General features: G+C 70.3%; 29 protein-coding genes. 1 reads left to right on the top strand and 28 read right to left on the bottom strand.

Going from position 1 to position 26,547, the window contains the following annotated elements; translation table 11 throughout:
* Window positions 1-14: 14 nt before the first annotated feature.
* The 28 genes from ACTZWW_RS03135 to ACTZWW_RS03000 form a co-directional block, all read right to left on the bottom strand.
* Window positions 15-266: a hypothetical protein gene (locus tag ACTZWW_RS03135; protein ID WP_444779479.1), complete on the bottom strand. Its 252-nt coding sequence runs from the start codon at window positions 264-266 to the stop codon at window positions 15-17.
* Window positions 263-742 carry a hypothetical protein gene (locus ACTZWW_RS03130; RefSeq protein ID WP_444779478.1) on the bottom strand — a complete coding sequence of 160 codons (480 nt, stop codon included), beginning with the start codon at window positions 740-742 and terminating at the stop codon, window positions 263-265. Before ACTZWW_RS03130 ends, ACTZWW_RS03135 begins: the two co-directional genes overlap by 4 nt.
* A 10-nt stretch (window positions 743-752) precedes the next feature.
* Window positions 753-2,945 (bottom strand): phage tail tape measure protein, encoded by a 2,193-nt coding sequence (locus ACTZWW_RS03125; RefSeq protein WP_444779477.1) that lies wholly within the window; start codon window positions 2,943-2,945, stop codon window positions 753-755.
* Window positions 2,942-3,565 carry a hypothetical protein gene (locus tag ACTZWW_RS03120; protein ID WP_444779476.1) on the bottom strand — a complete coding sequence of 208 codons (624 nt, stop codon included), beginning with the start codon at window positions 3,563-3,565 and terminating at the stop codon, window positions 2,942-2,944. Before ACTZWW_RS03120 ends, ACTZWW_RS03125 begins: the two co-directional genes overlap by 4 nt.
* Window positions 3,562-4,803: a hypothetical protein gene (locus tag ACTZWW_RS03115; protein ID WP_444779475.1), complete on the bottom strand. Its 1,242-nt coding sequence runs from the start codon at window positions 4,801-4,803 to the stop codon at window positions 3,562-3,564. Before ACTZWW_RS03115 ends, ACTZWW_RS03120 begins: the two co-directional genes overlap by 4 nt.
* Window positions 4,804-4,810: 7 nt before the next feature.
* Window positions 4,811-5,146, bottom strand: a complete 336-nt coding sequence (locus ACTZWW_RS03110) for a hypothetical protein (RefSeq protein WP_444779474.1) — start codon at window positions 5,144-5,146, stop codon at window positions 4,811-4,813.
* A gap of 551 nt (window positions 5,147-5,697) precedes the next feature.
* Window positions 5,698-6,087 (bottom strand): hypothetical protein, encoded by a 390-nt coding sequence (locus ACTZWW_RS03105; RefSeq protein WP_444779473.1) that lies wholly within the window; start codon window positions 6,085-6,087, stop codon window positions 5,698-5,700.
* A 10-nt stretch (window positions 6,088-6,097) separates the two neighbouring features.
* Window positions 6,098-7,507, bottom strand: coding sequence for a hypothetical protein (locus ACTZWW_RS03100; RefSeq protein ID WP_444779472.1), 1,410 nt, complete (start codon window positions 7,505-7,507; stop codon window positions 6,098-6,100).
* Window positions 7,504-8,202, bottom strand: a complete 699-nt coding sequence (locus tag ACTZWW_RS03095; protein WP_444779471.1) for a hypothetical protein — start codon at window positions 8,200-8,202, stop codon at window positions 7,504-7,506. The genes ACTZWW_RS03100 and ACTZWW_RS03095 overlap by 4 nt, the downstream gene beginning before the upstream one ends.
* Before the next feature lie 704 nt (window positions 8,203-8,906).
* On the bottom strand, window positions 8,907-9,326 hold the full coding sequence (locus ACTZWW_RS03090; RefSeq protein ID WP_444779470.1) for a helix-turn-helix domain-containing protein: 420 nt from the start codon (window positions 9,324-9,326) through the stop codon (window positions 8,907-8,909).
* Entirely contained in the window at window positions 9,323-9,730 is a 408-nt protein-coding gene (locus tag ACTZWW_RS03085; RefSeq protein ID WP_444779469.1) for a hypothetical protein, read from the bottom strand. Before ACTZWW_RS03085 ends, ACTZWW_RS03090 begins: the two co-directional genes overlap by 4 nt.
* Entirely contained in the window at window positions 9,727-9,957 is a 231-nt protein-coding gene (locus tag ACTZWW_RS03080; RefSeq protein WP_444779468.1) for a hypothetical protein, read from the bottom strand. Before ACTZWW_RS03080 ends, ACTZWW_RS03085 begins: the two co-directional genes overlap by 4 nt.
* Window positions 9,954-10,247: a helix-turn-helix domain-containing protein gene (locus ACTZWW_RS03075; RefSeq protein WP_444779467.1), complete on the bottom strand. Its 294-nt coding sequence runs from the start codon at window positions 10,245-10,247 to the stop codon at window positions 9,954-9,956. The genes ACTZWW_RS03080 and ACTZWW_RS03075 overlap by 4 nt, the downstream gene beginning before the upstream one ends.
* 68 nt (window positions 10,248-10,315) lie before the next feature.
* Window positions 10,316-11,026 carry a hypothetical protein gene (locus ACTZWW_RS03070; protein ID WP_444779466.1) on the bottom strand — a complete coding sequence of 237 codons (711 nt, stop codon included), beginning with the start codon at window positions 11,024-11,026 and terminating at the stop codon, window positions 10,316-10,318.
* Complete coding sequence (locus ACTZWW_RS03065; protein ID WP_444779465.1) at window positions 11,023-12,294, bottom strand: tyrosine-type recombinase/integrase; 1,272 nt, start codon at window positions 12,292-12,294, stop codon at window positions 11,023-11,025. Before ACTZWW_RS03065 ends, ACTZWW_RS03070 begins: the two co-directional genes overlap by 4 nt.
* A gap of 275 nt (window positions 12,295-12,569) precedes the next feature.
* The gene (locus ACTZWW_RS03060; protein WP_444779464.1) at window positions 12,570-13,265 is read right to left on the bottom strand and encodes an RraA family protein; all 696 of its coding nucleotides are present in this window, start codon (window positions 13,263-13,265) and stop codon (window positions 12,570-12,572) included.
* Complete coding sequence (locus ACTZWW_RS03055) at window positions 13,265-13,954, bottom strand: alpha/beta fold hydrolase (RefSeq protein WP_444779463.1); 690 nt, start codon at window positions 13,952-13,954, stop codon at window positions 13,265-13,267. The genes ACTZWW_RS03060 and ACTZWW_RS03055 overlap by 1 nt, the downstream gene beginning before the upstream one ends.
* The gene (locus tag ACTZWW_RS03050) at window positions 13,951-15,072 is read right to left on the bottom strand and encodes a cobalamin-independent methionine synthase II family protein (protein ID WP_444779462.1); all 1,122 of its coding nucleotides are present in this window, start codon (window positions 15,070-15,072) and stop codon (window positions 13,951-13,953) included. Before ACTZWW_RS03050 ends, ACTZWW_RS03055 begins: the two co-directional genes overlap by 4 nt.
* A 265-nt stretch (window positions 15,073-15,337) precedes the next feature.
* Window positions 15,338-16,288 carry a cupin domain-containing protein gene (locus ACTZWW_RS03045; RefSeq protein WP_444779461.1) on the bottom strand — a complete coding sequence of 317 codons (951 nt, stop codon included), beginning with the start codon at window positions 16,286-16,288 and terminating at the stop codon, window positions 15,338-15,340.
* An 11-nt stretch (window positions 16,289-16,299) separates the two neighbouring features.
* Window positions 16,300-17,289: an ester cyclase gene (locus tag ACTZWW_RS03040; RefSeq protein ID WP_444779460.1), complete on the bottom strand. Its 990-nt coding sequence runs from the start codon at window positions 17,287-17,289 to the stop codon at window positions 16,300-16,302.
* Window positions 17,286-18,338, bottom strand: a complete 1,053-nt coding sequence (locus ACTZWW_RS03035; protein ID WP_444779459.1) for a LacI family DNA-binding transcriptional regulator — start codon at window positions 18,336-18,338, stop codon at window positions 17,286-17,288. Before ACTZWW_RS03035 ends, ACTZWW_RS03040 begins: the two co-directional genes overlap by 4 nt.
* Window positions 18,335-19,099: an SDR family NAD(P)-dependent oxidoreductase gene (locus ACTZWW_RS03030; RefSeq protein ID WP_444779458.1), complete on the bottom strand. Its 765-nt coding sequence runs from the start codon at window positions 19,097-19,099 to the stop codon at window positions 18,335-18,337. The genes ACTZWW_RS03035 and ACTZWW_RS03030 overlap by 4 nt, the downstream gene beginning before the upstream one ends.
* Window positions 19,096-20,406 carry a histidinol dehydrogenase gene (gene hisD / locus ACTZWW_RS03025; RefSeq protein ID WP_444779457.1) on the bottom strand — a complete coding sequence of 437 codons (1,311 nt, stop codon included), beginning with the start codon at window positions 20,404-20,406 and terminating at the stop codon, window positions 19,096-19,098. Before hisD ends, ACTZWW_RS03030 begins: the two co-directional genes overlap by 4 nt.
* A gap of 42 nt (window positions 20,407-20,448) precedes the next feature.
* Window positions 20,449-20,943, bottom strand: a complete 495-nt coding sequence (locus ACTZWW_RS03020) for an ester cyclase (protein ID WP_444779456.1) — start codon at window positions 20,941-20,943, stop codon at window positions 20,449-20,451.
* A complete protein-coding gene (locus ACTZWW_RS03015; protein ID WP_444779455.1) occupies window positions 20,940-21,998 on the bottom strand; it encodes an ABC transporter ATP-binding protein in 1,059 nt (352 codons plus the stop codon). Before ACTZWW_RS03015 ends, ACTZWW_RS03020 begins: the two co-directional genes overlap by 4 nt.
* A gap of 5 nt (window positions 21,999-22,003) precedes the next feature.
* Window positions 22,004-22,888, bottom strand: a complete 885-nt coding sequence (locus ACTZWW_RS03010; RefSeq protein WP_444779454.1) for a carbohydrate ABC transporter permease — start codon at window positions 22,886-22,888, stop codon at window positions 22,004-22,006.
* Window positions 22,885-23,913, bottom strand: a complete 1,029-nt coding sequence (locus ACTZWW_RS03005; RefSeq protein ID WP_444779453.1) for a carbohydrate ABC transporter permease — start codon at window positions 23,911-23,913, stop codon at window positions 22,885-22,887. The genes ACTZWW_RS03010 and ACTZWW_RS03005 overlap by 4 nt, the downstream gene beginning before the upstream one ends.
* 102 nt (window positions 23,914-24,015) lie before the next feature.
* Window positions 24,016-25,272, bottom strand: a complete 1,257-nt coding sequence (locus tag ACTZWW_RS03000) for an ABC transporter substrate-binding protein (RefSeq protein ID WP_444779452.1) — start codon at window positions 25,270-25,272, stop codon at window positions 24,016-24,018.
* Window positions 25,273-25,442: 170 nt separating this feature from the next.
* On the opposite strand from ACTZWW_RS03000, the gene ACTZWW_RS02995 reads away from it, so the two are divergent.
* Window positions 25,443-26,531 (top strand): ester cyclase, encoded by a 1,089-nt coding sequence (locus ACTZWW_RS02995; protein ID WP_444779451.1) that lies wholly within the window; start codon window positions 25,443-25,445, stop codon window positions 26,529-26,531.
* Window positions 26,532-26,547 lie beyond the last annotated feature (16 nt).

Below are 26,547 nucleotides of genomic sequence, written 5' to 3'. Positions count from 1 at the left end.
AATCGTGCAAATCGTCAGTGGCGCGTCGCATCCGCAGGCGGGGCGAAGAACGCCGCCTCCGTCGCTTCCGCGAGCCCGTCGAGGTAGCCCGCGGCATAGTCGAGGAAGCCGCGCTCGGCGTCGGGACGGGCCACGGTGGCGGCGGTGATCGCGTCGCGGATGATCAGCGCGAGGGCGATCGTCCGGCCGGGGTCCGATTGCCGGCGAAGGCGGGCGGCGAGTGCGCGCAGCTCGGCGGGGCTCTCGGGAAGGGCGAGCGTCATCATGAGCCGCCTCCCCAAGAATGCCGCCGCACCTCGTGCGTGATGGCCTGGCGCATGGCGCCCGTGTCGACGAGCGGATTCGACGAGCCCTTCGCCGCGATCGTCGAGGGTGCGTTCGGCGGGTCGCGCAGGTCGGTGATGCTCTGCTGGACGTCACCCGTCGCCAGGATGCCCAGCCGGTTGAGAGCGGTGGGGAGCGACGTCGTGCCCAGCAAGAGGCCCTCCAGCGATCGGCCGAGAAGGCGCATGTAGCGGGCGCGGCCGTCGCGCATGGCGTTGCGGAATGCGGGCCGCTCGGGTTGGCGCGACGTACCGAATTCCGAGTAGGTCAGTTTCATCAGCTGCTCGGGATCGGAGCCCCGCGGAAGCCCCACGGCGACCGCGTTCGGCGCGCTCTTCGCTGCGCGCAGGCGCCGTTCGATCGCGTCGAGCCCGCCGTTTCGGATCTCGCGGCGCACGGCTGCCGTGGCGATGATCATCCTCGCCCCCTCACGGTGTCGCGGGCGCCGGCGCGTTGCGCCCGAACGCTCGCGTGTCATCGATCGCCGCGCGCACCGTCCGGCCGATGTCGCCGGCCTCGCGCGTCGGAGCGTGCACATGGATGTCTCCGACCCTCGTCGAGTAGTCGTTGTGCACCGCGGCCGACCGCGCCATGCCGGCGATGGCTTCCATGCTGCGGTCGTGTGGGGTGACGAAGCCGGAACCGCCGGGCGTGAACAGCTCGGGACCGCGCTCGCCAACGAGGTAGGTCCCGCCGCCGCGGACCGGGCCGCCCGCCGCGCGGGCGCCGTCCACCGCGGGCTCGGCGTCGCCACCGCCGCCGCCGCCGCCGAATCCGAACCACGAGCGCGGATCGGGGAAAAGCGATCGGAACCACGAGGCGATGGAACCGCCGAGCGACTTGAGCCCTTCGAAGATCCCGGTTCCGATCGTGACGCCGAGCGCCGTCCAGTCCACCTCGCCGAAAGCGACGGACATCTCTTCGAAGAAGCCGTTGACGAAGTCCCGGACGGCCCCACCGATCGCGAGCAACCCGGCCACGATGATCGCGCCGATCGCGGCCCAGTCTGCGCCGCCGGCGGACGTCGACATGCTGTCGAAGAGCTGCGCGATGAAGTCGATGCCGGCGAGCATGGCCTGCGCAACCGATGCGCCGACCTGAGTCCAGTCCACGGCCTGAATCTGCGCGGTGAGCCCGGACACCCATTCGGCGATCCACTCACCTGCCCCTGCCATTCCCGCACCGATGCCGGCCGCGATCGCCGTGCCGAGCGTAGTCCAGTCCGTCCCTTCCCAGAAAGCGAGGATCCGATCCTTGGCGGCAGCGAACACCGCCTCGAGCCCGCCTTCGTCGAAGATGGCCTTGACGTTGTCGAAGGCCTCCTTGATCTCGGGCCAGAACTTCACCACGGCCGCGGTGAGCGCCCCGAACGCCACGACGGCGGCGAGGATGGGCCAGGTGAGGCCCGCGAGCGCCGTCGTCATCGCCCCGAGCACGATGAGCGCCGGGCCGATCACGGCCGCAGCGCCCGCGACCATGACGCCGAATTTCAGGATCTCCGGGTTGACGTCCGCGATCGCGCGCAGGATCTCCGAGATCTTCGTGACGACGTCCGTGAACGCCTGGAGGATGCCGGTATCCGCGAGAGCGAGCTGAACAGCTTCGAACGCCGACGCCATGGCCTTCATTTGGCCGTTGAAGCCCTCCATGCGGGCCGCGGCTTGCTCGGCGGCGGAGATCTCGTCCATCGCCGCCTTGATCGCGCGGATGCCCTCGGCGCCGGCGTCCATGTAGCCCACGGCGGTGCGCATGGCGTCCGATCCGAAGATCGTCGTCAGCGCCTCGTTCTTCGCCGCATCCGAGAGCCCGCCGAGCCCGTCCTGGAGCTCCTGCGCGATCTCCTCGGCGCTCTTCATGTTGCCGGCGGCGTCGTAGAACTCGAGCCCAAATTGCCGCATCGCTGCCTCGGCCTCGGCGGTCTGAGGCACCAAGCGCTGGATGAAGGTCTTGAACGACGTGCCGGCGTCCGATCCGCTCGCAAATAGAGACGACGTCGCGGCGATCGATGCGTTGAAGTCGTCGAAGGACATGCCCAGCGCACCGGCCGCGCCGCCGGCCTGCGCGAGCGCGAGGGTGTAGTCGTTGAAGTCGAGCTTCGATGCGAAGAGGACGCCCGCGATACCGTCCACGACGTCGCCGGTGTCCTCACTCGTCTTGCCGAACTGGAGCATGACGTCGGTCACGACGTCGGCGGCCTGCGCGAGGTCGGATGACGTCGCCGCCGCGAGCGTGAGGCTTCCCTCCAGCTCGCCGCCGAGGATCTGTGCGGCGTTCCGGCCATTCTTCGCGAGAACCTCGATCGCGTCCGCGGCCTCCGTCGCGCTGAATTGCGTCGTGGCACCCATGTCCCGGGCCGCCGCCTCGAGCGCGTCGAATTCGGCCTCGCTCGCGCCGAGCGCCGCGCCGACCCTGTTCATCGAAGCTTCGAAGTCACCGGCCACGTTGGCGATGAGGCCGGCCATGCCCATCAGCGGCACGGTGACGCCCGCGGTGAGGCCCCTGCCGACGTTCGTGATCGCCTGCCCCGTCTCCCGGAGCGAGTCGCGGAAGCGGCGAAGGTCGCCTTCGCCCTCCACGCGCACGCCGAACAGCGCGACGATTTCCTCGACGATCGTGCTCATCGGCGCGCCTCGCTCATCGCCGCGGCTCCGGACCATGCCGGGGCGCGGTGGACGGCCTGAATGGGCTTGCGCGCCCGGACGATGGCGGCGATGGCGCCGCGGGCGACGTCGACCTGTTCGGAGACAGCGGCGCTCTTCGGGCTGCGCTCCAGGCCGGCGGCGCGGCCCATGCTGTCCTGTGCGACCGCGCTCCAGGGACCGGCCGCGGCGGCGAGCGCGACGGCGAGCGGGGCGTGTCGAGACGCGCAGTCGCAGCGCCCCGCGCGAGCCTTCTCGCACCCGGTGACGCGCCCGGTGAGCTTCTCGGCGATCTCGGCGAGCGCCGCATCCGGGAGGCTCGCCAGCGCGACCACGGCGCCCATGTAGCGGCGCGCCTCGCTCGGCCGATGCCGGAAGCCGGTGCCGAGGATCGCGACGGGCTCGACGATCGCCTCGCGGTCGACGTGGTGCGCGGCGGGCGCGACGACGGAGATCGTCTCGCCGCATGTCGCCAGCTCGAGCCCCACGGCGGGAACGTCCGGGCCGATGCCGAGCCCCCGGCGCTCGTCTCGCGTGACGTCGCGGGCTCGGGTGCGGTTGAGGATGCCACGCTTGCGGACGGTGAGGAGGAAGCCCGTCACGGCGTCGCCCCCGATCCGCCGCTCGACGCGGCCTCCAGCGCGGCGACGCGCAGCTCCAGCAGCTTGACGTAGGCGATGAGGCGGGGAACGGCCTTGGACCAATCCACCTGCCAGGGCATGAAGTCCGGCTCGCCGGGTTCCCCGTTGCCGGGCGTGACCATCGCCGGAAGCACGGCATGGGCGGCCTGCGCGCTCATGCCGTAGTCGGACGCGCCGTCGAGCTTCCACGTGTAGGGCGCGAGAAGCGCGGCGAGATCGTCCACCACGAGCCCCGGCGCAAGGTCGGGCTCGCCGAAGTCCTTCAGCCGCTCGTCGGACGACGTGTTGAATGAAACCGTGGTGGCGCTCAAGGACGAGATCGAGCCCGCGAGCGTGTCGGCGACGGAGCCTCGATAGAATTGCACGACCTGGACGCTTCCGGTGCCGCCGGTGCCAATCTGCATCGTGCCCTGATCGGTGATCCGGGTGCCGAGCCCGTCCGCCGTGGTCGAGGTCCTGCCGACGAGGAACGCGCTCTGGACCGTGCGCCACACCTCCCCGCCGTTGGCCGCGCACCCCATCGTGTTCGCGGCGGGAAAGAACAGGCCGGTGTCGGTGTCGCCGGTCCGGGCGATGGAAGGCGTGCTCGCGCTGCCGGCCGCGAAGGTCGCCGCTCCGCTCACCGAGAGCGTCGAGAAGGTCCCGCCTCCCTCGACCTTGTTCCGGGCGACGACGCTCCAGGAGGACGCGTCGAGCCTGAGGAGCTTCGCCGTCTCGTACCGCGCGAGGGAGATGCTCGTCACGACGCCCGCGCTCGGGTCGACGATGGTATTCGCACCGGAACGCTGGACGGTGAGCGTCGAGTTGCCGGAATTCCCGACCCACACCACGGAGCCGCTGGCTACGTCGGCGGCGAGGGGAAGCGTGAACGTCCGGGCGCCGTTGAGCGTGAGGAGTTGCATCCTCCCGACGTCCGCGGGCGTGATCGTGTAGGCGTCGGCGCGCTCATCGACCGGCACACGCTTCAGGCGCGCGAGCACTTCCTCGACGGCGCCCTGTAGCTCGGTCGCGGTCAGCTCGGTGCCGGCCGGATCGAATCCGATGTCGCCGCCGTCGAGCGTCGGGAGATCATCCTTGACCATGAGCCCGAGCATCTGCGCGACGCTGTAGCGGTTCGTCAGCCCGTCCGCCGAGACGGGCACGGCCGCGTCGCGCGAGGGCGTGGCGGTGGGGTTGAGCGCGGAAATCCTGATGCTCATGTCCGCCTCACGCGTCCGCGATGATGCGCGCGCCGTCTTCGGTCGCGATCTCGATTCCGTCCTCGGTGGCGAGCGCCACCTCGTCGAGATCGTCGAGGCCGAGATCCTCGTCGGCGGCGAGCACGATCTCGAGCCGGGCATCGGGCCGGCGCATGACGCGCACCCCCGTCGTCGCCTCGGCCTCGCGGGCGCACCCTTCCTCGGCGATCTCCAGGGAGATGGCCTCGAATTCCAGGTGCATGCGCTCGGCGTCGAGCACTGCCAGGCGCGACCGCAGCTCGGCGAGGTCCTGCAGGGGATCGGCCGGGCCGTCGTCGTAGGGGGCGAGGGGCGTGTTCGTCATGCCGGCGACGATGCCGGCCCGCGCGCGCCGGCGCACGCGGATTGCAGATCATTGCAGCGGCTGTGCTCTCCACAGGACATGTGGAGAACGTGGATTGTCGGTGGCGACGCTCCAGCGCCGTTTCGGATTGCCCGATTTGGTGCCACGCTGCGAATCGTCATGCGGGAAACGAGAACGCCGCCGGGGGTAGGATCCCGACGGCGTCGCTCCTTCCGCATCCGCCATCCGATAGAGCCGGGCGGCGGGCGCTAGGTGGTAGGCACCGGATTTAATGTCCGGACCGCTTGGTGGGTCAAGCCCGGCTTTCGCACATGCTATCACAAGCCCGGGCATAAAGTTCCTTATTCCGGCATCTACCGTTGCCGCAATTGCGGCGATGAGGTCGCTTGCAACAAGGGCGATCCTTTCCCGCCTCAGAACCATCGGCAGCATACCTCCCGCACGCCGATCGAGTGGCAGTTGATCGTCTACGCGGAGCAGAAGGACTGACCATCGGCTGGGCGGTATGAACCGCCGCCCGGCTGTCGACGCGGGCGCGAAGGGCGTTTGGTTCAGCCAACCCGATGCCGGTCGAGGTCCGCGTCGAGGTCGTCGGCGATCGTCCGCCACGAGAGCGGCGCGAGACCCGCCCGCTCCAGCATGGCCAGGTGATCTGCGATCTCGGGACGGGGCTCCGCTCGGCGCAGGCCGTACGCCCGCCACGCCCCTGCGATCGCCTTCGCCGCCGCGGTCCGGGGGAGCCCGAAGAACCCCGCTCGCCAGATGGCGCGCAGTGCCAAGCGGCGCAAGCGCAGGGCATCCGCCGTCGAGTGAGGCGCGAGCATCGCCTCCAGGAACGCCGCCGCGTCCGGCGCGCCGTTCTTCGCCGCGATCCGGGCGACGACGCGCAGCTCCATGTGCAGGTCGTCGCGGTAGGTCGTGGGGGGCGGGGCTCCGCTCATCGCCGGGGCCTCACAGGTAGTCGACCATGGACACGCCCTGTCGGCGGCCCGTGCTCACCATGGCGACGAGTCCGGCGACCGCATTCCCAACGTCGTCGTGACCGTTCGGCGGGTGATCGATCGTCTCACGCCCGCCCCGCGCCGTGCTCCGCTCGAGGCTCACGATCTGGGAGATCAGCCGGCCATGGTCGAGAAGGTCGACGAGGCGGCTGTTGAGCGCCGGCAAGAGGTCCTTGTAAAGCTCGCTCTTCGGCTTCGCGCACTGCTCGACGTTCACCCGGTGCCGCCCGAACGCCTCACGCACCCATTCCGAGCCCCACCGATCCGCCTCGGCCCGGTAGATGCCGTACGCCCGCATCAGCTCGGCGTATTCCTCGACGACAGCCTCCGGGGCGAACGGCGGCTTGCGCTCCCGCACCACGTCGAGCACGGCCCGCCCGCCTTCGCTGTGACCGATCGCCAGCGTGAACGAGTCCTTCCCCGATCCGCCGGCCGCGTCGACGAACGCCGAGTAGCGCACCCCGCCGACGCGGGGCCGCTCGACGACGCCCTCGCTCACGCACGCCTCGACGGCCTGCCGGGAGACGAACGTCTCGACGTCGGTGCGGAACCGCTCGCCGTGCTCGGCCGCGGCGGCGAGCGGGTCTTCCTCGTACCGAGCCGCGATGAGGTGGTGATCCCGGGAGAGGAGCGGGTTGAGCACCCACGTCGGCGCCATGACGACGAGCACCCGGGGCGACGGCTTCCCGAAGTGCGCCCGGTAGCGATCCCACAAGAGGCCGCGCTGCGCGTAGGGCGACGAGATGCCGATGATCATCCCGTCCGTGGTGAGGAGCGACGGGGCGATGGCGTTGTAGATCTCGACGTCCGGGGTGGCGCTGTTCTCGCCTGCCCAGAACGCGACTTCCTCGAATACCGCGGCAATGGTCGTGTCGCCGCGCACCGTGTCCTGATCAGCGGCGCGGGTCGACAGGACGATGTCGCCCTCGAGCCGGATCTCGTCTCGGGTCTCGCCCTCGACGGACGCGGCGAGCACGGTCGATGCCCCGATGAATCCCTTCGCGTACTTCAGGATCTTCCCCGCCTGCTTCACCGTCGGGCCGATCGCCACGACGACGCCCTCCTCTCCGGGCGCGAGCGGGACGGACGGCGCGAGGAACGCCGCGCAGTGGGTGGCGACCATGGCGGCCATCCGGGACTTGCCGCCGCGGCGTCCGGCGACCACCCACAGTTCGCTCACGCGCTCGGCCGGCGGCTCGCGTCCGCCCGCCACCTGGTCGAAGATGGCGCGCTCGTCGGCCGTGAGGGGCTCGGCGAAGGCGGCCTTCAGGATCGCTCGCCACGGTGCCCACGGCGCGGGATCGCCGAGCGCCGGCCCGAAGATCTGCGCGTCCTGCATCGCTTCCGAGATCGTGATCATGCCCCGCCCCCGTTCTGGCGAGCCGCCATCAGCTCGCGAGCGGTCATCGGCCCCTTGCGCTTCGTCCGCCCCGCCGAGCGCTTGTTGAGGGCGTTGAGCGCCCGCGTGGCGGCGTTGGCGAGCCGCACAGCTTGCTCGTGGTCGACCGGCTCCGATCGGGCGATCCGGGCGGCGAGGCGCTCGCTCTCGACGGTGAGCGCAGCGGCCTGCTTGGCGAGCGCCCGATCGGCTTCCGAAGGTGCCTGGAGATCGGCGAGGAACGCCGCCTCCAGCTCGGCGAGCCGGCGAGCCGCCCGGGTCCGGCGATCGATCACGACGCGCTCGCGCAGACGGCGGCGCTCTCGGCGTGCTTCGTCGGGGCTCATCGGGCGGGCCTCCGGCTTGGGTTCGGTGCGGTCGTGATGCATCGTCGTTCCGCCTCTCGTGCTTCCGCCGTGCTTCCTGAGAGCCGCCATGCTGCCGAGCGCGGCGCTGAAACGCAAGCAGGTTAACGCATTCAGTCCACATGCGCGACTGATTATGAATTTCACCGGCGCCTGCTGAAGGGCCTCGCGGCCGGCTGCGCGGAAAAGAGGCGCTTCCGGGTAGTCGCTGTGCTTATGCTTCTCGCCCCTCGCATAACGCTTCAGCATGTGCACTTGCGCAAGATGTGCTCCCTCGTCGCGATCATCCATCCGCGACGGCGCAAGTGACATGACGCGATCGGTGCCGCTCGGCCTGTGTAGTGCGCGCCCGGAGACGGCGGCGACCTGTGCGACGGGCGTCGGCTGAGGTGATGCGAACCCACGCTTCCCCACCGTGGGCCACGAGTGGGGCGTGGTGGGGTTGATCCGGGCTCCGGGGGCGTGGGGGCGGAGCCCCCGCGGAAGCCGCGCCAGCGGCGTAGACGAGGCGCGCAGCGCCGTCCCGGTAGCCCTGCAGGGTTCGAGAGGGGCACGGGGTGTCAGGGGAGGGTGGTGGAGCTCATCCTGCGATCGTCGAGCGGGACGGGAGCCGTGCGGGCGTGTGTGGGCCTCCAGGCCCCGGAGAGCACGCCTGCGCGGCGTCTCGCGGCTCGGGTGGTGGTCAGTCTTCCGAGGCGCGATCGCGACAGCGCGCTTGACGGGCGCATGGGCGCCCTGCGCGCCGTCACGCTCGCTCGCTTCGATTCCGGCATCAGCGGGTGGGACGGGTCGAGCGGTGGCGCCCCAGGTATATCCCTTAGATAGGGGAAACCAGCCGTTGGCGTTTTCCGGGCCGATCTGTTGGCGTTTTCCGCCCCGCTCTGAGGCCGAAAGGGCCGTAGTGTGGTTGGCGTTTTCCGGGGCGAAAAGCGCCAACGGGGTGTTGGCGTTTTCCGGGGCGAAAAGCGCCAACGGGGTGTTGGCGCTTTCCGGGGCGGGGAGGCGGTGCCGGGGGCTCATGAGCGGGACGCCGCGTCGAGCGTCGAGCCGGGCACGGCGCGCAGCTTCGTTCGGAGGAAGTAGCGGTTCGATCGGCCGCGCCCCGGCGACGGATCGATGACGAGATGCCCGCCGTCCTTCAACTCGCCGATGGCCTTCTGAACGCCCTGCCGGGTGACGCCGAGCATGCCCGCGATCGTCTCGACCTTCGGCCAGGCGTAGCCCTCGGCGAGGTTGACGTGGTCGCAGATGATGACGGCGACGCGATAGGTGAGGCGGGAGAGCGCGGGATCGGTCGCGACCTGCACCAGCCATCGGATGCGCGAGACGTTGTTCGTCGTGCGCTGCCAGGGCGCGGGCTTGCGCCCTTCGATGCTCGGCGCGGCCTCGAGGGGATCGGCGACCCGTTCGTGCGTCGGAGCGGGCTTCACGGTCATGCGGCACCGCCTTCGGGACCATGCCCGAACCCGAAGCGCTCGCGGACGATCGCGTTGAGCGTCTCGCGGATGCCGGCGCGCTCGGCGATGATCCAGCCATCGGAGAGCCCCAAGGCGCGACGATCAGCGGCGAGGCGCTCGAGCTTGCGGTCGAGCCGCGCCATCCGAGTGTCGCCCGGCGGGAGCGTCAACAGCTCGTCCGTCCACCGCGCCATGACGGGGCGGTTGCGCCACAGCGGGAGCGCCGAGACGCTGGCGCGCCACACGGCGGGCGCCGGCCGCTTCCGTCGAGGGGCCCGGGCCTTCTTCGGCGCCGGGGCCACGGCGGGGCTCGGCACGGGCTCCAGGCCGGCGCGGCGGGCCTGCGCGTCGGCGACGCGCCACAGGGGGAGGTCGTCCTTCACGACGGCGCTCCCTCGCGCTGCGCGGCCCTGTGCACGGCCTCGACGGCTGCGCGGCGCTCCTTCTCGCCGAAGCTCGCCAGGTACTCGCCGGAGGCCGTGAAGCACTCCAGGCGGCGCCCTCTCGGGATGATGGTCCCGAGCCGGGTCGTGCCGGCGTAGACGCACGTGGTGCCGGCTTCGAAGGCCGTGCCGATCTCGGGAGAGGGGAGGGGGCGACGGCGGGTCATGCGCGCGCCCTCCGCTTGGCGCCGCCGGTGTCCGACGTCGAGGTGCGGAGCGAGGCGGCGAGATAGGCCAGGAGGTCGGTGCGCAGGTATTGCACCGATCCGCCGATCTTCAGGAAGCGCGGCCCCTTGCCGGTCACGCGCCAGTTCCTGAGGGTGTTGACGCTGTTCTTCAGGAAGGCCGCGGCCTCGCGCTCGTCGAGGCGGTTCTCGGGAAAGAGGAGCGCGGGGTCGACTTCAGGCGCGACCTTCTCTGCGAAGGCAACATCATTGCCGGGATCGATTTTCGTCATTGGTCCCTCGCTGCGAAATCTTCGAAGCGAGGGGAAACTCTCGTATAATCCGGGAATTGAAAATTGGATTAGATCGAGAGGCCTTCAGACGTTCCCCCTTTTCGGCGCCGGCCGCGCGTGCCCTGAATCCCCGCGCGTTCCATCCAGGCTTTCGCGTGCTCGGCGAAAAGGCTTTCCGTCCAGGCCGAGCGGTGCATCCAACGAAGCTCCTCGGTGTAGATCGGCTTCACGACGGCCTCAAAGAAGCGGCGATAGTCTTTTTGCTGACTTACTGTTCCTCCGAGGCGCGTCCAGATGACACCCACGAGATCGAATAGACGCTCCTGATACGTCTTTTTCTTTGCCCGCACACGCTCGGCGATTGGTGTGTATGCTTCGATTTCCCTGATGTGGAAAGCAAGTTCCTTGGTGTAAATATGTTCGATTCCGATTAGTTGATCGCGCTCTCGCTCAAGGGCGGGTCCTATCCACTCCTCGTCTAAATCCTGCATCACGGTGCCGATACCTTCGTTGTACCACTTGATGCGCATGTCCATTATGGAGCGGAGTTCGCTGATGGCGCGAAGCGCCTTCCGCGCATCGCTGGCGTATCCCTCGTGCGACTTGATCAGGTCGCGCACCCCATCTTCAACGTCGAGCATCGTCGCGCGCATGAGGTCGCCTCGGAGATAATCCAAGCCGGACGGTGTGAGACCGAACTGTGAGACGGATGCCACGATCTCGGCCCATTGCTCGCGGGTGTAGCCATGGAACGTCGACGGAGTCGGTTCTTTGCTCATCGGCCCGCCCCCCCGATCGCGACCACGTTCTCGGACTTCACCCGCTTCCGGGCCTCCGCCAGGGCGGCGGCGCGCCGCTGCGCGCTGGCCTCGGCCGAGGCGTTCACGTTCTCCATGACGGAGTGGGCGTAGCGCATTGCGGTGGCGACGCTCTTGTGGCCGCAGATGCGCATCTGCTCAGGGAGGGGAATCGTCGGATCGCTGTAGATCTTCGTGCAGAACCAGTGCCGCACGAGGTGGCAGGTCGCACGCTCCATGGCCTCGACGCCGGCGTGCTTCATGACGCGCTCGACGGCGCTCTCCAGCGTCTCGACGCGCAGGGCCTTCTCGCCGGGCGTGCAGACGAAGCGGGCCTTGCGCGTGCGCGGCGCGGCCTCCAGGAGCCCGCGGGCCTCGCTCGTCATTGGCTTCACGAGGAAGCCGGTCTTCGTGTCCTCCCAGCGCAGAACGCCCGCGTCGAAGTCGACGAAGCGCCACTCGAGCCCGCCGATCTCCGACGCGCGGCACCCGGTGGCGAAGAGGAGCCGCACCGCGAGCGCCTGATAGGGGGTGATCCGCTTCCCGGCCTCGAGCTCGTCGGTGGCGTTCAGGAGCCGGGCCACCTCGACGTCCGAGAAGAGCCGCTCGCGCCGGCGGGTCCCGAACTTCCGGATGCCGCACGGGTTCGAGCCGGGCTCGCGCAGGCCCCACTGCTCGGCGAGCTTCATCGCCGACGAGAGCACGCGCACGGCGGCGTCCGCCTGCGTCCGGGTCTTCCGGAGCGCGTGGTGCATGTCGCCGACGTGCTGGGGGCGCAGCTCGCGCGCCTTGTGGGCGCCGAGGTGGGGCTTCAGGATCTTCTCGACGAGGCGCTCGTAATCGCGGCGCGTGCTGTCCTTCAGGTTCACCCGCACGTGATCGGAGACGAAGCGGTCGAGCACGTCCGTGACGGTGGGGGCGGCGCGCTCGGCCTGCTCGGCCACCTTGGCCTGCTTGCGGGCGCCGACCGGGTCCTCGCCGAGGCGGGCCTGCGCGAGGATCGTCTCGGCCCGGTCCCGCGCGACGTCGACCGTCATCTCGCCGACCGCGCCGATCGTCACCTTGCGCATGGGCGCGCCGCGGCCGCGCCCGGCGCGGTAGATCACGACGAAGGACGTCGCCCCGGACGGCTGGATCCGGACGCCGAAACCCGGGCGCACGGTGTCCCACACGACCCGTTCCTTGGCGGTTGGGGACAGCTTCTCGACGACGGTCTTCGTCAGCTTCAAGCGCTCGGGTTGGGCCGGCATGGGGGTCTCTCCAGGTAGCACCGCGGAAGCACCGATGCCGGAAAACCGGGTTAATCGGCGTAACTCCCGGTGAATGTGCTACCTGAGAAAGCCGCCCAACGCAATGCGTATCAACAAAAATCGGTGAAGCGCGGTGAAAGCCAATCAGTACGGCAGCGAAACTTTTAATCTGTAGGTCCTGGGTTCGAGCCCCAGCGCGCTCACCACCTAAGCCCTCGTCGATACGCCAATCCAGCCGCTGGCCTCGTGACGCGCGCCTGCACGGCGGCCGCCCCTCACGTCCGCGCCGCCTCGAACGCCGCCCAGGCCTTCTCGAACGCGGCGAAGTCGAAGCCCTCCGCCCGGGCCGGGTCGAGGACCAGGCGCTCGGTCTCGCGCAGGCGGCGGATGCCGTCGGCGAGGCCGGCGACGACGTCGGGCGGGACGACGAGGGCGCCGTGGCGGTCGGCGTGGACGAGGTCGCCCGGAGCGATCTCGAGGCCGAAGATCGTCACCCGCTCGCCGAGGCTGCGCACGTGCACGAAGCCGTGGCTCGGCCCGACGCTGCCGGCGACGACGGGAAATCCCTCCGGCAGATCGCCGAGGTCGCGCACGACGCCGTTGGTCAGCGCGCCCGCCATGCCGAAGCCCTTGTGGATGGTGGTGTTGATCTCTCCCCAATAGGCGCCGACGCAATCCGGAAAGTCGAGGTCCTCGACGACGGCCACGGAGGGCTTCGGGCCGTCGTGCATGGCGCGGTAGTAGGCCATGCGGCGCGCGCGGATCACGTCGGGCGGCTCCGTGCTCGGCGCGCGCGCCGCGATGCGGGCGGTCACCGCATGGCCGACGATCGGCGGCGCGTCCGGGGCGGAGCAGATCATCGTGCCGCGGGTGAAGGCGGAGAAGCCGCGCCGCCCCTGCACCATCTCGATGGCGTTGCAGATCGTGGCGGTGTCGGCGCCGCGCAGGAGTGCGAGGAGATCGGGGTCCATCAGGCCTCCAGCCAGCGGCCGAGCGCCGCCGTGGTCTCGAGCGGTTTCTCCAGCGTCGGCAGGTGGCCGGCGCCGGGGACGATGACGAAGTGCGAGCCAACCAGCAGAGCGTGCATCTGCTCGTGGCGGTCGCGCGGGCACAGCCGGTCCTCCTCGCCCATCAGCACGAGGGCGGGGCCGCCGTAGGCCGACAGCGTGGCGCAGCGGTCGGGGCGGTCGCGCAGGGCGAGGGACTGGCGCGCGAAGACGTCGGGGCCGAGCGCGAGCGCCATGTCCATGCACAGGTCGAGGACGGCCTCGCGGCCGGGGCCCTGCGCGAGGTAGTTCGGCTTCATCTCGTCGCGCATCACGCCGGCGAGATCGCCCGCTTGGGCGCGGGCGATCTGCCCGGCGCGGGCGGCGCGTACGGCGTCGAGCTCCGCGCGCGGGTTGGTATCGAGGAGCGCCAGCCGCTCGACCCGCTCCGGCGCGGCGGCGAGGATCGCCATGGCGACGATGCCGCCCATCGACAGCCCGGCGAGGGCGAAGCGGGGAGGGGCGAGCGCGAGCACCGCGGCCGCGAGCGCGTCGGTCGTGTCCGCCTCGACGAGGGGGGCATGCAGCACCGTGCGGCCGGCGAAGGCGCCCATCACGGGCCCCCACAGGCGTGCGTCGCACATCAGGCCGGGCAGCAGGACGACCGGCGTCATCGGACCCGCCGCGCCCCCTCTGCCAGCGTCGCGAGCTTGGCGTAGGCGATCTCGGGATCGACCGCCCCGTAGCCGGCGAAGGTGCCGAAGCCGCAATCCGAGCCGGCGATCACCCGCTCGGGCCCGACGATGTCGACGAAGCGGGCGAGCCGCTGGGCCACCAGATCGGGGTGCTCGACGAAGTTGGTCGTGGTGTCGACGGCGCCGGGCACCAGCACCTTGTCGTCGGGGATCTCGCCGGCGCGGTCGCGGAACACGGTCCATTCGTGGCCGTGGCGCGGGTTGGCGGTCTCGAACAGCACCGTGCGCGCGGGCACCCGCATCAGGAGCGGGAAGACCTTGGCCATGTCGATGTCGCAGACGTGGGGACCCTCGTAGTTGCCCCAGCAGATGTGAAGCCGGATGCGCTCGCGCGGCAGCCCGTCGAGCGCGTGCTCGAGCGCCTCGACGTGGGTGGCCGCGACCTTCAGGAACTCCTCGTCCGAGAGGTGCGTGAACAGCATGTGGCGCGACAGCGCGAGGTCCGGGCAGTCGAGCTGCAGGTCGAGCCCAGCCTCGACGATGGTGCGGTATTCCTCGCGCATCGCATCCGCGAGCGCCTCGAGATAGGCCTCGCGGGTGGGATAGTGCGCGTTCTGCAGGAAGAGCGAGATCACGCCGGGCGAGGCGGCGTTCATGAAGCCGCGCGCCGCGCCGTGCTCGGCCATGGCGGCCTTGAGGTTGGCGATGTCCTTCTGGAGCTCGCCCTGGCCCTTGGAGCGCACCGGCGCGACGCATTGCGGGCGCGCGTAGGTCGGGGTGCCGCCGGACTTCGCGAGCCGATCCAGGAAGGAGGGGAAGAGCTTGAGGTCGGCGGGCGCGTTGCGCGGGCTGTCGCCGTCGAAGCCCTCGTAGCGGTCCTTCACGTAGGTCGCGTAGGAGATCTTCGAGGTCTCGCCGTCGGAGACGATCGTCACCCCGGCCTCGACCTGGCGGCGCACGGTCTCGGAGACGGCGGCGCGCATGGTCGCGTCGAAGACGGCCTCGTCGTACGCCTCGCCCCGCTCGCGGGCGAAGAGCTGGTCGACGACCGCCTGCGAGCGCGGCAGCGATCCGACATGGGTGACGTCGAGGGTCATGGCGTGTCCTCCTTTCGTGTCGTCCTTGGTGCTCGACCCTCTCGGCGAGGGCTGGTCGTATCGTGGATCTTCGGCGCGACGCCGAAGCGGATACGGCGAGGGGCCGCTTCGGAGAGGTCGCGGCCTCCGGTGCCCTGCATCGACGACGCGGTCGTTCTGCACGCCCCCCACCCCCGGCCCCTCCCCACGAGGGGGAGGGGAGAACGTCACGCTCTGCATGGAATGGGTGCGATCCATCCCATGCGGTCCTCCGTAACGAGGAGCCTCACCCCCGCCGCGTCGGGCCGGGCGGGTCGTCGGTGGCGCGCACGCGGTAGAGGCTCGCCTCTCCGGTCATCGCGGGGGCGAGCGCGTGGGCGAGGCCCGGCGGGAGCGCGCAGGTGTCGCCGGGGGCGAGCACGGTCGTGCCGCCGTCCCAGGTCAGCCGCCAGTGCCCACGCATCGCCATCAGCACCTCGTGGCGCGGACTCGCCCGCATCTCCTCGGGGATCGAGCCGCGGGCGAGGAGCTCCACCTCGAAGCCCGGTCGGTCGCGGATCACGCCCTCGGCCCCGATGACCTTCGCGGGCGCGTCCTTGGCCAGCGCCATCAGGTCCCAGTAGCGGGCGACGTAGTCGCGCACCACCGCGGAGGGCGGCAGCTCGGGGAAGGCGGCGAGCTCCTCGTCCGTCAGCAGCGGCATCGGCGGCACGCCGTCCGGCAGGCGCTCGCCCTTCTTGGTGTCGTAGAGCTTGCCGTTCCTGCCGAGCACGAGCCCGTGGTCGCGCGCGTCCTCGATCACCTGTGGCGCCCAGATCACGCCGCCGCCGGCGTCGTCGCCGCCGAGGATGGCCATGATCATCCCGTAGTCCGTGCCGATGTTCTCGAAGCCGCGGAAGATGCCGGTGGGGATGTCGAAGATGTCGCCCTCCTCGAGCACGACCTCGCCGGCGTTCCCCCAGCGCCCCCAGAAGAAGCGCCAGCGGCCCTTGAGGACGAAGAACACCTCCGCCGTGCGGTGGGAGTGCAGCGAGTTGCGGCACTTCGGCGGCTGGCCGGCGGCGCCGATGTTGAAGCCCGGCGTCTCGCGGATGTGGACGTGCTGGTCCGCGCTCTCGCTGACGCCGCCGCCGATGATGGTGAAGTTCTCCTTCTGGTTCGAGCCCGGCGTGTGGGCGTCGATGAAGGCGGTCCGGCACGGGCGCAGGTCGCCGTAGCGGACGATGCGGGCTTCCATTTCCGCGGGGGTCATAGGTCACCTGTGTGAAGGAGGATCTGCTTCCAGATCGCGATCTCGTCGAAGAGCGCATACTCGCGGCGCAATCCTACGCCGTCGGGCCCGTAGGGCCCGTACTCGGCGTGCGCCATGCCCATCACGTGCACCGGCGCGCCGGTGGGCGGGCCGAACAGGCCGAAGCCGTCGTGCGTTCCGTCGAGCGACCAGCGCACCGCCGCGCGCGGCGGCATCATCGCGCCGTCCATGCCGATACGGTGGTGGATCGTGAACGTGGCGGAGGGGAAGGCGGCGCGCAGCGACAGCCAGAAGTCGGCGATGGCGCGCGCGCCGACGCGGGTCCGCGCACCCGCGTATTCGCCGATCGCGGCGCGGTCCCAGGCCGCGAGCACGTGGGCGAAGTCCGCCTGCATGAGGCGCTCGAGCGACTGGGCGTAGCGCACGCCCCATTCGTTCTCGTTGCCGCGGCCGACATACGCGCCGGCGATGTCGACCGCGGGCGTGAAGGGCCGGCGGGCGCGCTCGGGCCCGCCCTCGCGGGCGATCAGGTCGCGGGCGAAGATGCGCGGGTCGCCGCCGAGCTGGCGCACGAGGCCGCCGTTGTCGCGCACCAGCCACTCGTCGTAGATCACGTGCGCCTTCGCGGCGCAGTCGGCGATGACGCGCACCTGGAAGCGCCGACCGGTGGCGGGGCCGAACCAGCCGTCGTTGGCATGCGTCCCCGTCGAGATGATCCGGTGCGAGGAGAGGAACCCCGCCTCCTCGTCGCCCGAGAAAATCACGTCCTCGCCGAGCAGCTCCCGATCGGGGAACTCGGCGAGCGTCGCCAGGGTCGAGGCGATCACGCCGGCATTGCCGACGGCGACGCCCATCGGCGTGCGCACGGGGATGTCGGCGGCGTAGGTGTGCTCGAGCGTGGCGACGCCGCGCTCCTCCCAGATCTCCCGCGTGACGCCGAGGATGTATCCGGGTAGGTCGCTCCAGCGGTTCGAGAAGCCCTTCATGACGGGGCGTATCCTTCTGGCAGGCGGGCGGACCCGCGCACGACGAGCGGGCCGTCGATGCGGACCTTGCCGGGCGTCTCGGCCTCCTCGATCTGGCCGAGGAGCGCGTCGACGGTGGCCGCGACCATGCGGTTCACCGGCTGGCGGATGGTGGTGAGGTCGTAGGCCGGCCAGGCGGATATGGGCACGTCGTCGTAGCCGACGATCGAGACGTCCTCCGGAATGCGCAGGCCGAGCCCGTGGCGCAGCGCGTCCATGACGCCGAAGGCCATGTGGTCGTTGCCCACGAAGATCGCGTCCGGCCGGTCGGCGCCCGCGCAGAGCGCGCGCGCGACGTCGGCGGCGGTGTCGCGGTTGTACATGCCGTCGATCATCGCCACCGGCGCGAGTCCCGCCGCGTCCATCGCGGCGCGGAAGCCGGCGGCGCGGTCGCGGCCCGTCGAGGACCCCTGCCAGCCAGTGATGTGGGCGATGCGCCGGTGCCCGCCGGCGATGAGGAATTCCGTCGCCCGCCGTCCCCCGGCGACGTTGTCCGACGTCACCTCCGCCAGCCGCGGGTCGTCCTGGCCACGGTTGAACATGACGACGGGGATGCCGAGTGCCAGCAGGCGCGCGGTGAGGTCGTTCGACATGGCCACGGAGGCCGTGACGATGCCGTCGACGCGGTAGTCGATCAGCTCCTGCACCACCTCCGCCACCTTCTCGGTGGAATTCTCGGCCATGAAGATGAGGATGTGGTAGCCGCGCTCCTGCAAGGCGCGGGACAGGCGCTCCAGCGCCAGCGGATAGAACTGGTTGTCGAGATAGGCCACGACGAGGCCGATGATGCGCGTGCGCCCGGTGATCATGGCCCGCGCCAGCCGGTTGGGGCGGTATCCCAGCTCCTCCGCCGCGGCGCGGACCTTGGCGATCGTGCTCTTCGAGGCGGAGGCGCCCGGCGTGAACACGCGGCTCACGGCGGACTGGCTGACGCCCGCGCGCCGGGCGACGTCCATCGCGGTGACGGTCGCGGCGGCGGCGGGCTCGGCGATGGTGTCGCGCTCGCTCATTCCGCGGTCCACCCGCCGTCGACGAGGAGGTGCGTGCCGGTGACGAGCGCGCTCGCGCCGCTGGCGAGGAAAACGATCGCGCCCATGACGTCCTCGACCTCGCCCACGCGGCCGAGCTTGATCTTCGAGAGGAGCCAGGCGCGGCGCTCGGGGTTCGCGAGCGTCTGCTCGGCGAGCGGTGTGCGGATGAAGGTCGGGCAGATCGTGTTGACGCGGATGCCGTGCGGCGCCCATTCGAGCGCCATCGCCTTGGTCATGCCCTCGACCGCGTGCTTGCTCGCGCAATAGACCGCCCGGTCCGGCCCGCCGACGTGCCCCATCTGCGAGGAGATGGTGACGAGGCTCCCCGGACGCCCCGCCGCGATCAGGCCGCGGGCGACCTCGCGGGCGAGGAAGTAGGCGCCGCGCAGGTTCGCGGCCATCACGGCGTCGTAGTCCTCCGGGGTCGTGTCGAGCGCCGGCGCGTGGCGGGCGAGGCCGGCGGAGTTGACGAGGACGTCGAAGGGGCCGTGCGCCGCCACGGCATGCGCCGTCGCGTGTATGTCGGTGACGTCGAGGGGCAGCATCTCGGCACGCCCGCCCTCGGCGCGGATGGCGCCGCGCACGGGAACGAGCGCGGCCTCGCGCCGCCCGGCGAGCCAGACCTCCGCGCCCGCCTGCGCCAGCGCCGCGGCGGCGCCGAGCCCGATGCCGGACGAGGCGCCCGCGACGAGGGCGCGGCGGCCGTCGAGGCGGAAGGAAGGGGTGCGGGGAAGAATCATTCCGCGGCCGCCCCGTAGGCGACGTTCCGCCGGCCGTAGCGGCGCACACGCACGTTGCACTGCTCGGCGTGGCCGACGAAGCCTTCCAGCATGCACAGCCGGCTGCCGTAGGCGCCGATCGTCGCCGCCGCCTCGTCGGTGAGGATCCTCTGGTAGGAGTGCGTCTTGAGGAACTTGCCGACCCACAGCCCGCCGGTGTAGCGCCCGGCCTTTCGGGTGGGCAGCGTGTGGTTCGTGCCGATCACCTTGTCGCCGTTGGCGACGTTGGTGCGCGGGCCGAGGAAGAGCGCGCCGTAGGCCCGCATGTTGTCGAGGAACCAGTCGTCCCGGTCGGTCATCACCTGGACGTGCTCGTAGGCCATCTCGTCGGCGACCGCGAGCATCTCCTCGTAGGTGTCGCAGAGGATCACGTCGCCGTAGTCCCGCCAGCTGATCCGCGCGGTCTCGGCGGTGGGGAGGATCGCGAGCAGCCGCTCGATCTCGGCCATCGTCGCCTCGGCGAGCGTGCGGGAATTGGTGATCAGGCAGGCCGGCGAGTTGTAGCCGTGCTCCGCCTGGCCCAGCAGGTCGGTGGCGCAGATCTCGGCGTCGACGGTGTCGTCGGCGATCACCATCGTCTCGGTGGGGCCGGCGAAGAGGTCGATGCCAACGCGCCCGAACAGCTGGCGCTTGGCCTCCGCCACGTAGGCGTTGCCGGGACCCACCAGCATGTGGACGGGCTCGATCGTCTGCGTCCCGAGCGCCATGGCGCCCACCGCCTGGATGCCGCCGAGCACGTAGATCTCGTGCGCGCCGCCAAGATGCATGGCGGCCACGATCGCCGGATGCGGCTCGCCCTTCACCGGTGGCGCCGAGGCCACGATGCGCGGCACGCCCGCGACCTGCGCGGTGAGCACCGACATGTGGGCGGAGGCGACCATCGGGAACTTGCCGCCGGGCACGTAGCAGCCGACCGACTGGACCGGAATGTTGCGATGGCCGAGGATCACGCCGGGCAGCGTCTCGATCTCGACGTCGGTCATGCTGGCGCGCTGGGCCTCCGCGAAGCGCCGGATCTGCGCCTGCGCGAACCGGATGTCCTCCATGTCGCGGGCGGATACCTTCTGCATCGCCGCCTCGATCTGAGAGGGCGTCAGGCGGAAGCTCTCGGGCGCGTAGCCGTCGAACTTCTCGGCGAGCGCGCGCACGGCCGCGTCCCCGCGCGCCTCGATGTCGGCGAGGATCTCCTCGACGGAGGCGCGGACCCTCGCATCATCCTCGGCGCGCTCGTCCGCCGGCTTGCCGGACTTGAGATGGGTGATGGCCATTTCTTGTTCTCCTTCGCCGAGGAAGCGTGTCGGGCGCGGGTGTCAGGGGGCGGGCGGGGTTCGCTCGCCGCGGTCGTAGGCCTCCCAGCCCTCGCCGGAGAAGACGTCGCGGCCGAGCTGGGCGAGGACGGCTGCGAAGTCGACGAAGACCGGGTTGTCGGCGATGCGCCCGTCCTCGACACGCCAGAAGTCCATGTAGGGGATGCGGACCCGCGTGCCGGTGGGCGGTATGCCCATGAACGGGCCCGAATGCGTCGCCTCGATCCGGCCGAAGCAGGCTGCCCAGTCGCCGTCTGCGATGAACCTCTCCGTCACGTAGGTCCGCTCGGAGAACGCGGCACGCAGGGGAAGCTGCCAGTTGCGGCGGAACTCCGCGACGCCGCGCTTCGTACCGCAGCCCTGGTTGCCGCGCCACAGGAAGGCTTCGTGGAAATGCGCCCCCATGTCGTCGGAGCCCGCGGCGAGCGCGTCCTCCATGCGCCGGATCACGGCGAGGGTCTCGCGGGAACGGGCGAGATGGGCGTCGGCGTTACTCATGCGGAGGTCCGATCGAGGCGCGCGCCCGTGCGGGCGTCGAAGAGGTGGCAGATGGAGGCGGGGACCCGCGCGGCGATCGGCGCGCCGATCTCGGCGGAAAAGTCCTTGGCGGCCTTGATCGCGACGAGCGCGCCGCCGGCCTGGACGGTGGCCATCGAGCTGTCGCCGAGGAGCTCCATCGAGTAGATGGGCGCTTCGATCTCGCCGCTCTCGACGACCTGCGCGTCCTCGGCGCGGAAGCCGAGCGTCACGGGCCCGTCCGGGACGCCGGCGAAGCCCGTGATGCGCACGTGCTCGCCCTCGAACACGCCGCCCGCGAGCCGGCCCTCCATCAGGTTCATGGCGGGGCTGCCGATGAAGCCCGCGACGAAGGTGTTCGCCGGGCGGTCGTAGATCTCCAGCGGCGTGCCGACCTGCTGCACCTCGCCCTTCGACATGACGACGACCCGGTCTGCGAGCGTCATCGCCTCGATCTGGTCGTGGGTGACGTAGATCGTCGTGGTCTTCAGCTCGTGGTGGAGGTTCTTGATCTGGGCACGCGTCGAGACGCGCAGCTTCGCGTCGAGGTTGGACAACGGCTCGTCCATCAGGAAGACCTTGGGCTTGCGCACGATGGCGCGGGCGAGCGCCACGCGCTGGCGCTGGCCGCCCGAGAGCGCGGCGGGCTTGCGGTCGAGGAACTCCACGAGTTCCACGGTCTTCGCCGCGCGCATCACCCGCTCGCGATGCTCGGCGGCGGGGATGCCGCGCACCTTCAAGGGAAAGCGGATGTTCTCGTAGACGCTCATCGTCGGGTAGAGGCCGTAGGACTGGAACACCATCGCGATGTCGCGGTCCTTGGGCTCGAGCTCGTTGACCCGTGCGCCGCCGATGAGGATGTCGCCCTCGGTGGCGTCCTCGAGACCGGCGATCATGCGCATCGTCGTCGTCTTGCCGCAGCCCGAGGGACCGAGCAGGACCAGGAACTCCCCGTCGGCGATGTGCAGGTCGAGCGCCTTGACGCCGACGAAGGAACCCCAGCGCTTGGACAGGTGCTTGAGCTCGATGTCCGCCATGGTCGTCAGCCTTTCACCGCGCCGGCGGTGAGCCCGCTGACGATCTGGCGCTGGAAGAACAGGACCAGCAGGAAGAGGGGCGCCGTCACCGAGACGACGGAGGAGACGGCGAACATGACGTTCCCCTTGGTCTGGGTCGTGCCGAGGAAGCTCGCGATCTTGGGCACCATGGTCTGGTTCTCCTTCGACAGGAGCATCGCCGTGACCGCGAAGTCGTTGTAGGCGAGCAGGAACGAGAACAGGCCGGTGGTGATCACGCCCGGCCACATCACCGGGATGATCACGTGCCGGAAGGCCTGGAAGCGCGAGCAGCCGTCGACCATGGCGCTCTCGTCGAGGTCCTTTGGAATGTTGCGGAAGAAGGCGGTGAGCATCCACAGCGTGAAGGGCTGGTTGATGGCGACGAGCACGATGATCGCGGTGGGCAGATGCCCCCACAGGTTCCACTGGAAGAAAGGCGGCAGGTAGCCCGACACGAGCGTGATCGGCGGCATCGCCCGGAAGACGAGGGCGACGAGCAGCAGCCAGAAGGCGTAGCGGTAGGTCGAGCGGCTGAGCGCGTAGCCGCCCAGCGTGCCGAAGGTGAGCGAGATGCACACCACGGCGACCACGACGATCAGCGTGTTGAGCGCCGCGCGCCAGAACTCCTCCTGGATCCAGGCGCCCTCGTAGCCGTCGAGCGTCATGCGCGCGCCGGTTTCCGCGAGGGTGAGCGGGCCGGTCAGCGCGTTCATCCAGTCCGCCTTGGAGAAGAAGTCGCCCTCGACCTTGAAGCTCCCCCAGAGCGTCCACAGGAACGGGAACGCGGCGACGACCAGCCAGACGGCGAGGAAGCCCATCAGGACGATCCGGACCGGAACCGGCCGGCGGTCGGCGAGACGCGTGCTCATGCCCCGGCCCTCCCGAACGAGCGCCAGGTGCGCACGAGTACCGGCGAGAGCAGGACGACGACGCCCGCGATCGTGAGCACGGAGGTCGCGGCGGCCGAAGACAGGAGCCGCGTCTCGCCGCCGAGATCCGAGTAGATGAAATAACTCAACGATTGCGCGTGAGCGCCCGCGTTGAAGCTGACGATCGGCTCGAAGACGCGGAAATTGTCCATGATCTTGATCAGCGCCATGAAGGTCGTCAGCGGCAGGAGGTGCGGGACGATCACCCAGCGGATGCGCTGCCAGCGCGTGGCGCCGTCGATCATGGCGCTCTCGAGCGTGTCCTGCGGCACCGTCTGGAGGCCGGCGTAGTAGACGACGAAGGCGAAAGGCGCGGTCGACCAGATGCCGTAGACGATCAGCATCGCCCACATGAGCGGCGTCGAGGCCTTGACCGAGAGGTTCGGGTCCCCGGCGAGCGCCTGCAGCGCGGCGCCGAGCACGCCGCGCGCGTCGACCATCCAGAACAGGATCAGCGCGCCGACGAGCGGGGTGACGATCATCGGCAGCAGCGAGACGAAGATCGTCGGCCCCCGCGCCGGGCGGGGGATGGCGTTGACCGCGAGCGCGATGGCGAAGCCGAGCAGGATCGACGCCGGCGTGACGAGGAGCGTGTAGGTGAGCGTGAAGGCCAGCGCGCCGTAGAAGGGCAGGTTGAGGAGCTGCGTCCAGAAGCGCCCCATGTCGGACGCCGCCGCCCAGGCCGCCGCGACCTCGGTCAGCGCGAGATGGTTGCGGTCCGTATAGATGCCGGAGCCGACGAAGCGCCCCAGCGGCTCGGCCTCGCGGATGGCGCGCGTCGCCTCCTGGTCCACCACCGTCGTCGTGGTGCAGCCGAACAGCGTGCAGTTCTCGACCTCGCGGATCACCTGCTCGTGCGGCGCGTAGACCGACTGTACCAGCACCGACACGATTGGGAACGCGATGAACAGGAGCATCGCGGCGGCCGTGGGCAGGAAGAACCAGAAGAAGGTGCCGTGCTTCATGGCCCTCTACCCTCGCGGCTCGGGCGGCGGGTGCCGGGCGCCATGCGGGGCGCCCGGCCTCGGTCTCTCGAGGTCGAGATCTCTTCCTCGGGGCCTTCGGGCCTACTGGATGAAGCCGCGCTCACGGGCCGCGGCGGTGTAGGCCGCCTCGATGTCGGCGAGCGTCGTGCGCGCATCCTCGCGACCGGTGAGGAAGTCGGCGATGTTGTCGCCGAGCGCGGTGTGGAGGATGCCCATGTAGGGCAGCATCGGGTAGGGCCGGGCGCCCATCGCCATGGTCTGGATGACGCCCTCGTTGACGGGGGCGGGCTCGTAGCCCTCGATCATCCACACCGCCTGCGGCATGGTCTCGTCGGTGAGGATCTCGGGGCTGATGCCGCGCTTCATGGCGACGAAGGTGGCCGCCGCGTCCTCGTCGGAGATGTTGCGCGCGACCGTCCAGCCGTCCCACCACAGCGTCGTCGCCGGGATCTCGCCGCCGCCCACCGTCATCGGCGCGCCGACCATCGTGTTCTCGTAGACCTCCGGCGTCGACCCTTCGGTGTCCATCAGCACGCCGGTGCGCGAGCCCCACATGTTCATCAGCGCGACGTTGCCCGCCTCCCACTCCGCCGAGGTGGCGTTCGAATCGTGGGTGAGGAAGTCGGGGTTCATGTACGCGGTCAGCGCCTTCATCGTCTCGAGCGCAGCGACACCCTGCTCGTTGTCGATGGAGACGTTCGGGGTGCCGGGCTCGAAGAACGCGCCGCCCATGCCGGTGTACATGTTGATGAATTCCTGGGCGAGGTTCCAGCCCGCGGCGTAGGCGCCACCCACGGGATTCTGCATGATGCCGGCGGCGCGGATCTTCTCGGCGGCGGCGAGCAGCTCCTCGTAGGTCCTCGGCGGCTCGACGCCGATCTCCTCGAGCACGTCGGCGCGGTACACGAGGTGCTGGGAATTCGCCATGAAGGCGACCGCCACGACCTCGCCGTCGACCGTGATCAGCTGCCGGCGCGGGATGTCTTGGCCGTACTGAGCGACGAGGTCGTCGAGGGGGCGGATGACGTCCTCGTTGAGGAGCGCGACGATGGAGGACGTCGCCACGATGGCGCTCGTGTACTCCGCCGGGTTGCCCTGCATGCCCGGCAGGTTGATCGTCTGGTGGTCCGCGGTGAGGTTCGCCCGCACGGTCAGCCCGTCGGTCGCGCACTCCGCCGCGTTGGCCGCGACCGTCTGGATCGCCGGGAACTCGTTGCCGACGATCGAGACCCGGCCGGAGGTCACCTCGCACGCCGCCGCCGCGAGGCCGGCGGAGCCGACGAGGCCCGCGCTCCCGAGAGCCGCGGCGAGTGTCACTGCACGCATCGAAATCGTCATGTTCGTCTCCCAGTCGCGTGCCCACGGGTGTCGGCCGGTCGCGGCGCCCCTCGGGTCAACGAACGAAGGTTCCAGCCTTTTGCATTCGTATGCAAGAAAAAACTTGCAGGGGTTCCGATTTTGTCCGAATCTGAGTCGCACGCCGTGCTCGACGGCGCTGGAGGCCTTGCGTGACAACGGGTTTCGATCCTTCCGCCGCGCTCGACGGGGAGTGTCGGCGCACTTTCCTGCGCGCGCTCTCCGCCCTCGCCGAGGCGCCTGCCGGTGGGCTCGAGGGGGCGCTTTCGCGCATCGCGCGAGACGATACGGTTTGGCGTGTGGCGCACCCGATCGACGTCGTCGAGGGGCGCGCGGAGGGGCTCGCGCGGGTCTGGATGCCGCTGAAGGCGGCGCTGCCGGATCTCGAGCGGCGCGATGGGATCTTCGTCTCCGGCGGCTACGAGGGGCGGACCTACGTCGCCGCCATGGGCCATTATTGCGGGACGATGCGCCGGGACTGGCTCGGCATACCGGCGACCGGCAAGCCCGTGTATCTGCGCTACGGCGAGGTCTGGCAGCTCGACGGCGAGGGCCGCGCCGTCCAGGCGACGTTGCTCTGGGACGTGCTCGACCTTATGCGCCAGGCGGGCGTCTGGCCGCTCGCCCCGCCGCTCGGCAGCCCGGAGGCCTGGCCGGCGCCCATCACGGCGGACGGCGTGCGGCTCGCCCCCTCCGACCCGGATATCTCGCGTGCGAGCCTCGCGCAGACGCTCGCCATGCATCGCAGCCTCGCCGAGCACGACGACCGGGCGAGCCTCTCCCGCGGGAGCCTGATCGCGATGCCGCAGCGCGACTACTGGCATCCGAAGATGATGTGGTACGGCCCCGCCGGCATCGGCACGACGCGCGGGCTCGACGGCTTCGTCGACGGGCACCAGCTGCCTTTCCGCATCGCCTTCCAGCGCCCGCAGGGCACGTTCGAGGAGGTGACGGCCGAGCGGGCGCGCAACGGCGCGGGGCATTACATCCGCATCGGCGACGGCCCGTACTCGGTCACGGGAGGCTGGCCGTCGGTCTACGCGATCCACGGCGGCGGCGGGTTCTGCGGCCTGCCGCCGACGGGCAAGCCGGTCTTCATGCGGGTGATGGACTTCTACCTCCACCACGAGGGCCTGATCCGCGAGAACTGGGTCCCGCTCGACATGCTCGACCTCCTGCGCCAGATGGGCGTCGAGCCGCTGGCGCGGATGCGCGAGGTGCTCCGGCGCGGAGCACCGTGATCGATCCGCTGCGGCA

Origin of the sequence: Salinarimonas sp. NSM, from assembly GCF_052380005.1 — a bacterium.
In the GTDB taxonomy this organism is placed as follows: Bacteria; Pseudomonadota; Alphaproteobacteria; order Rhizobiales; family Beijerinckiaceae; genus Salinarimonas.
The sequence above is the reverse complement of the archived record's forward strand: the minus strand, read 5'-3'. Positions and strand labels throughout refer to the sequence as shown.

Bases quoted from the DNA above. Each gene is read 5' to 3' on its own strand.
- ACTZWW_RS03135 (WP_444779479.1), bottom strand. From the start codon at position 266: ATGATGACGCTCGCCCTTCCCGAGAGCCCCGCCGAGCTGCGCGCACTC.
- ACTZWW_RS03130 (WP_444779478.1), bottom strand. From the start codon at position 742: ATGATCATCGCCACGGCAGCCGTGCGCCGCGAGATCCGAAACGGCGGG.
- ACTZWW_RS03125 (WP_444779477.1), bottom strand. From the start codon at position 2,945: ATGAGCACGATCGTCGAGGAAATCGTCGCGCTGTTCGGCGTGCGCGTG.
- ACTZWW_RS03115 (WP_444779475.1), bottom strand. From the start codon at position 4,803: ATGAGCATCAGGATTTCCGCGCTCAACCCCACCGCCACGCCCTCGCGC.
- ACTZWW_RS03110 (WP_444779474.1), bottom strand. From the start codon at position 5,146: ATGACGAACACGCCCCTCGCCCCCTACGACGACGGCCCGGCCGATCCC.
- ACTZWW_RS03105 (WP_444779473.1), bottom strand. From the start codon at position 6,087: ATGAGCGGAGCCCCGCCCCCCACGACCTACCGCGACGACCTGCACATG.
- ACTZWW_RS03100 (WP_444779472.1), bottom strand. From the start codon at position 7,507: ATGATCACGATCTCGGAAGCGATGCAGGACGCGCAGATCTTCGGGCCG.
- ACTZWW_RS03095 (WP_444779471.1), bottom strand. From the start codon at position 8,202: ATGTCACTTGCGCCGTCGCGGATGGATGATCGCGACGAGGGAGCACAT.
- ACTZWW_RS03090 (WP_444779470.1), bottom strand. From the start codon at position 9,326: ATGACCGTGAAGCCCGCTCCGACGCACGAACGGGTCGCCGATCCCCTC.
- ACTZWW_RS03080 (WP_444779468.1), bottom strand. From the start codon at position 9,957: ATGACCCGCCGTCGCCCCCTCCCCTCTCCCGAGATCGGCACGGCCTTC.
- ACTZWW_RS03075 (WP_444779467.1), bottom strand. From the start codon at position 10,247: ATGACGAAAATCGATCCCGGCAATGATGTTGCCTTCGCAGAGAAGGTC.
- ACTZWW_RS03070 (WP_444779466.1), bottom strand. From the start codon at position 11,026: ATGAGCAAAGAACCGACTCCGTCGACGTTCCATGGCTACACCCGCGAG.
- ACTZWW_RS03065 (WP_444779465.1), bottom strand. From the start codon at position 12,294: ATGCCGGCCCAACCCGAGCGCTTGAAGCTGACGAAGACCGTCGTCGAG.
- ACTZWW_RS03060 (WP_444779464.1), bottom strand. From the start codon at position 13,265: ATGGACCCCGATCTCCTCGCACTCCTGCGCGGCGCCGACACCGCCACG.
- ACTZWW_RS03055 (WP_444779463.1), bottom strand. From the start codon at position 13,954: ATGACGCCGGTCGTCCTGCTGCCCGGCCTGATGTGCGACGCACGCCTG.
- ACTZWW_RS03050 (WP_444779462.1), bottom strand. From the start codon at position 15,072: ATGACCCTCGACGTCACCCATGTCGGATCGCTGCCGCGCTCGCAGGCG.
- ACTZWW_RS03045 (WP_444779461.1), bottom strand. From the start codon at position 16,288: ATGGAAGCCCGCATCGTCCGCTACGGCGACCTGCGCCCGTGCCGGACC.
- ACTZWW_RS03040 (WP_444779460.1), bottom strand. From the start codon at position 17,289: ATGAAGGGCTTCTCGAACCGCTGGAGCGACCTACCCGGATACATCCTC.
- ACTZWW_RS03035 (WP_444779459.1), bottom strand. From the start codon at position 18,338: ATGAGCGAGCGCGACACCATCGCCGAGCCCGCCGCCGCCGCGACCGTC.
- ACTZWW_RS03030 (WP_444779458.1), bottom strand. From the start codon at position 19,099: ATGATTCTTCCCCGCACCCCTTCCTTCCGCCTCGACGGCCGCCGCGCC.
- hisD (WP_444779457.1), bottom strand. From the start codon at position 20,406: ATGGCCATCACCCATCTCAAGTCCGGCAAGCCGGCGGACGAGCGCGCC.
- ACTZWW_RS03020 (WP_444779456.1), bottom strand. From the start codon at position 20,943: ATGAGTAACGCCGACGCCCATCTCGCCCGTTCCCGCGAGACCCTCGCC.
- ACTZWW_RS03015 (WP_444779455.1), bottom strand. From the start codon at position 21,998: ATGGCGGACATCGAGCTCAAGCACCTGTCCAAGCGCTGGGGTTCCTTC.
- ACTZWW_RS03010 (WP_444779454.1), bottom strand. From the start codon at position 22,888: ATGAGCACGCGTCTCGCCGACCGCCGGCCGGTTCCGGTCCGGATCGTC.
- ACTZWW_RS03005 (WP_444779453.1), bottom strand. From the start codon at position 23,913: ATGAAGCACGGCACCTTCTTCTGGTTCTTCCTGCCCACGGCCGCCGCG.
- ACTZWW_RS03000 (WP_444779452.1), bottom strand. From the start codon at position 25,272: ATGACGATTTCGATGCGTGCAGTGACACTCGCCGCGGCTCTCGGGAGC.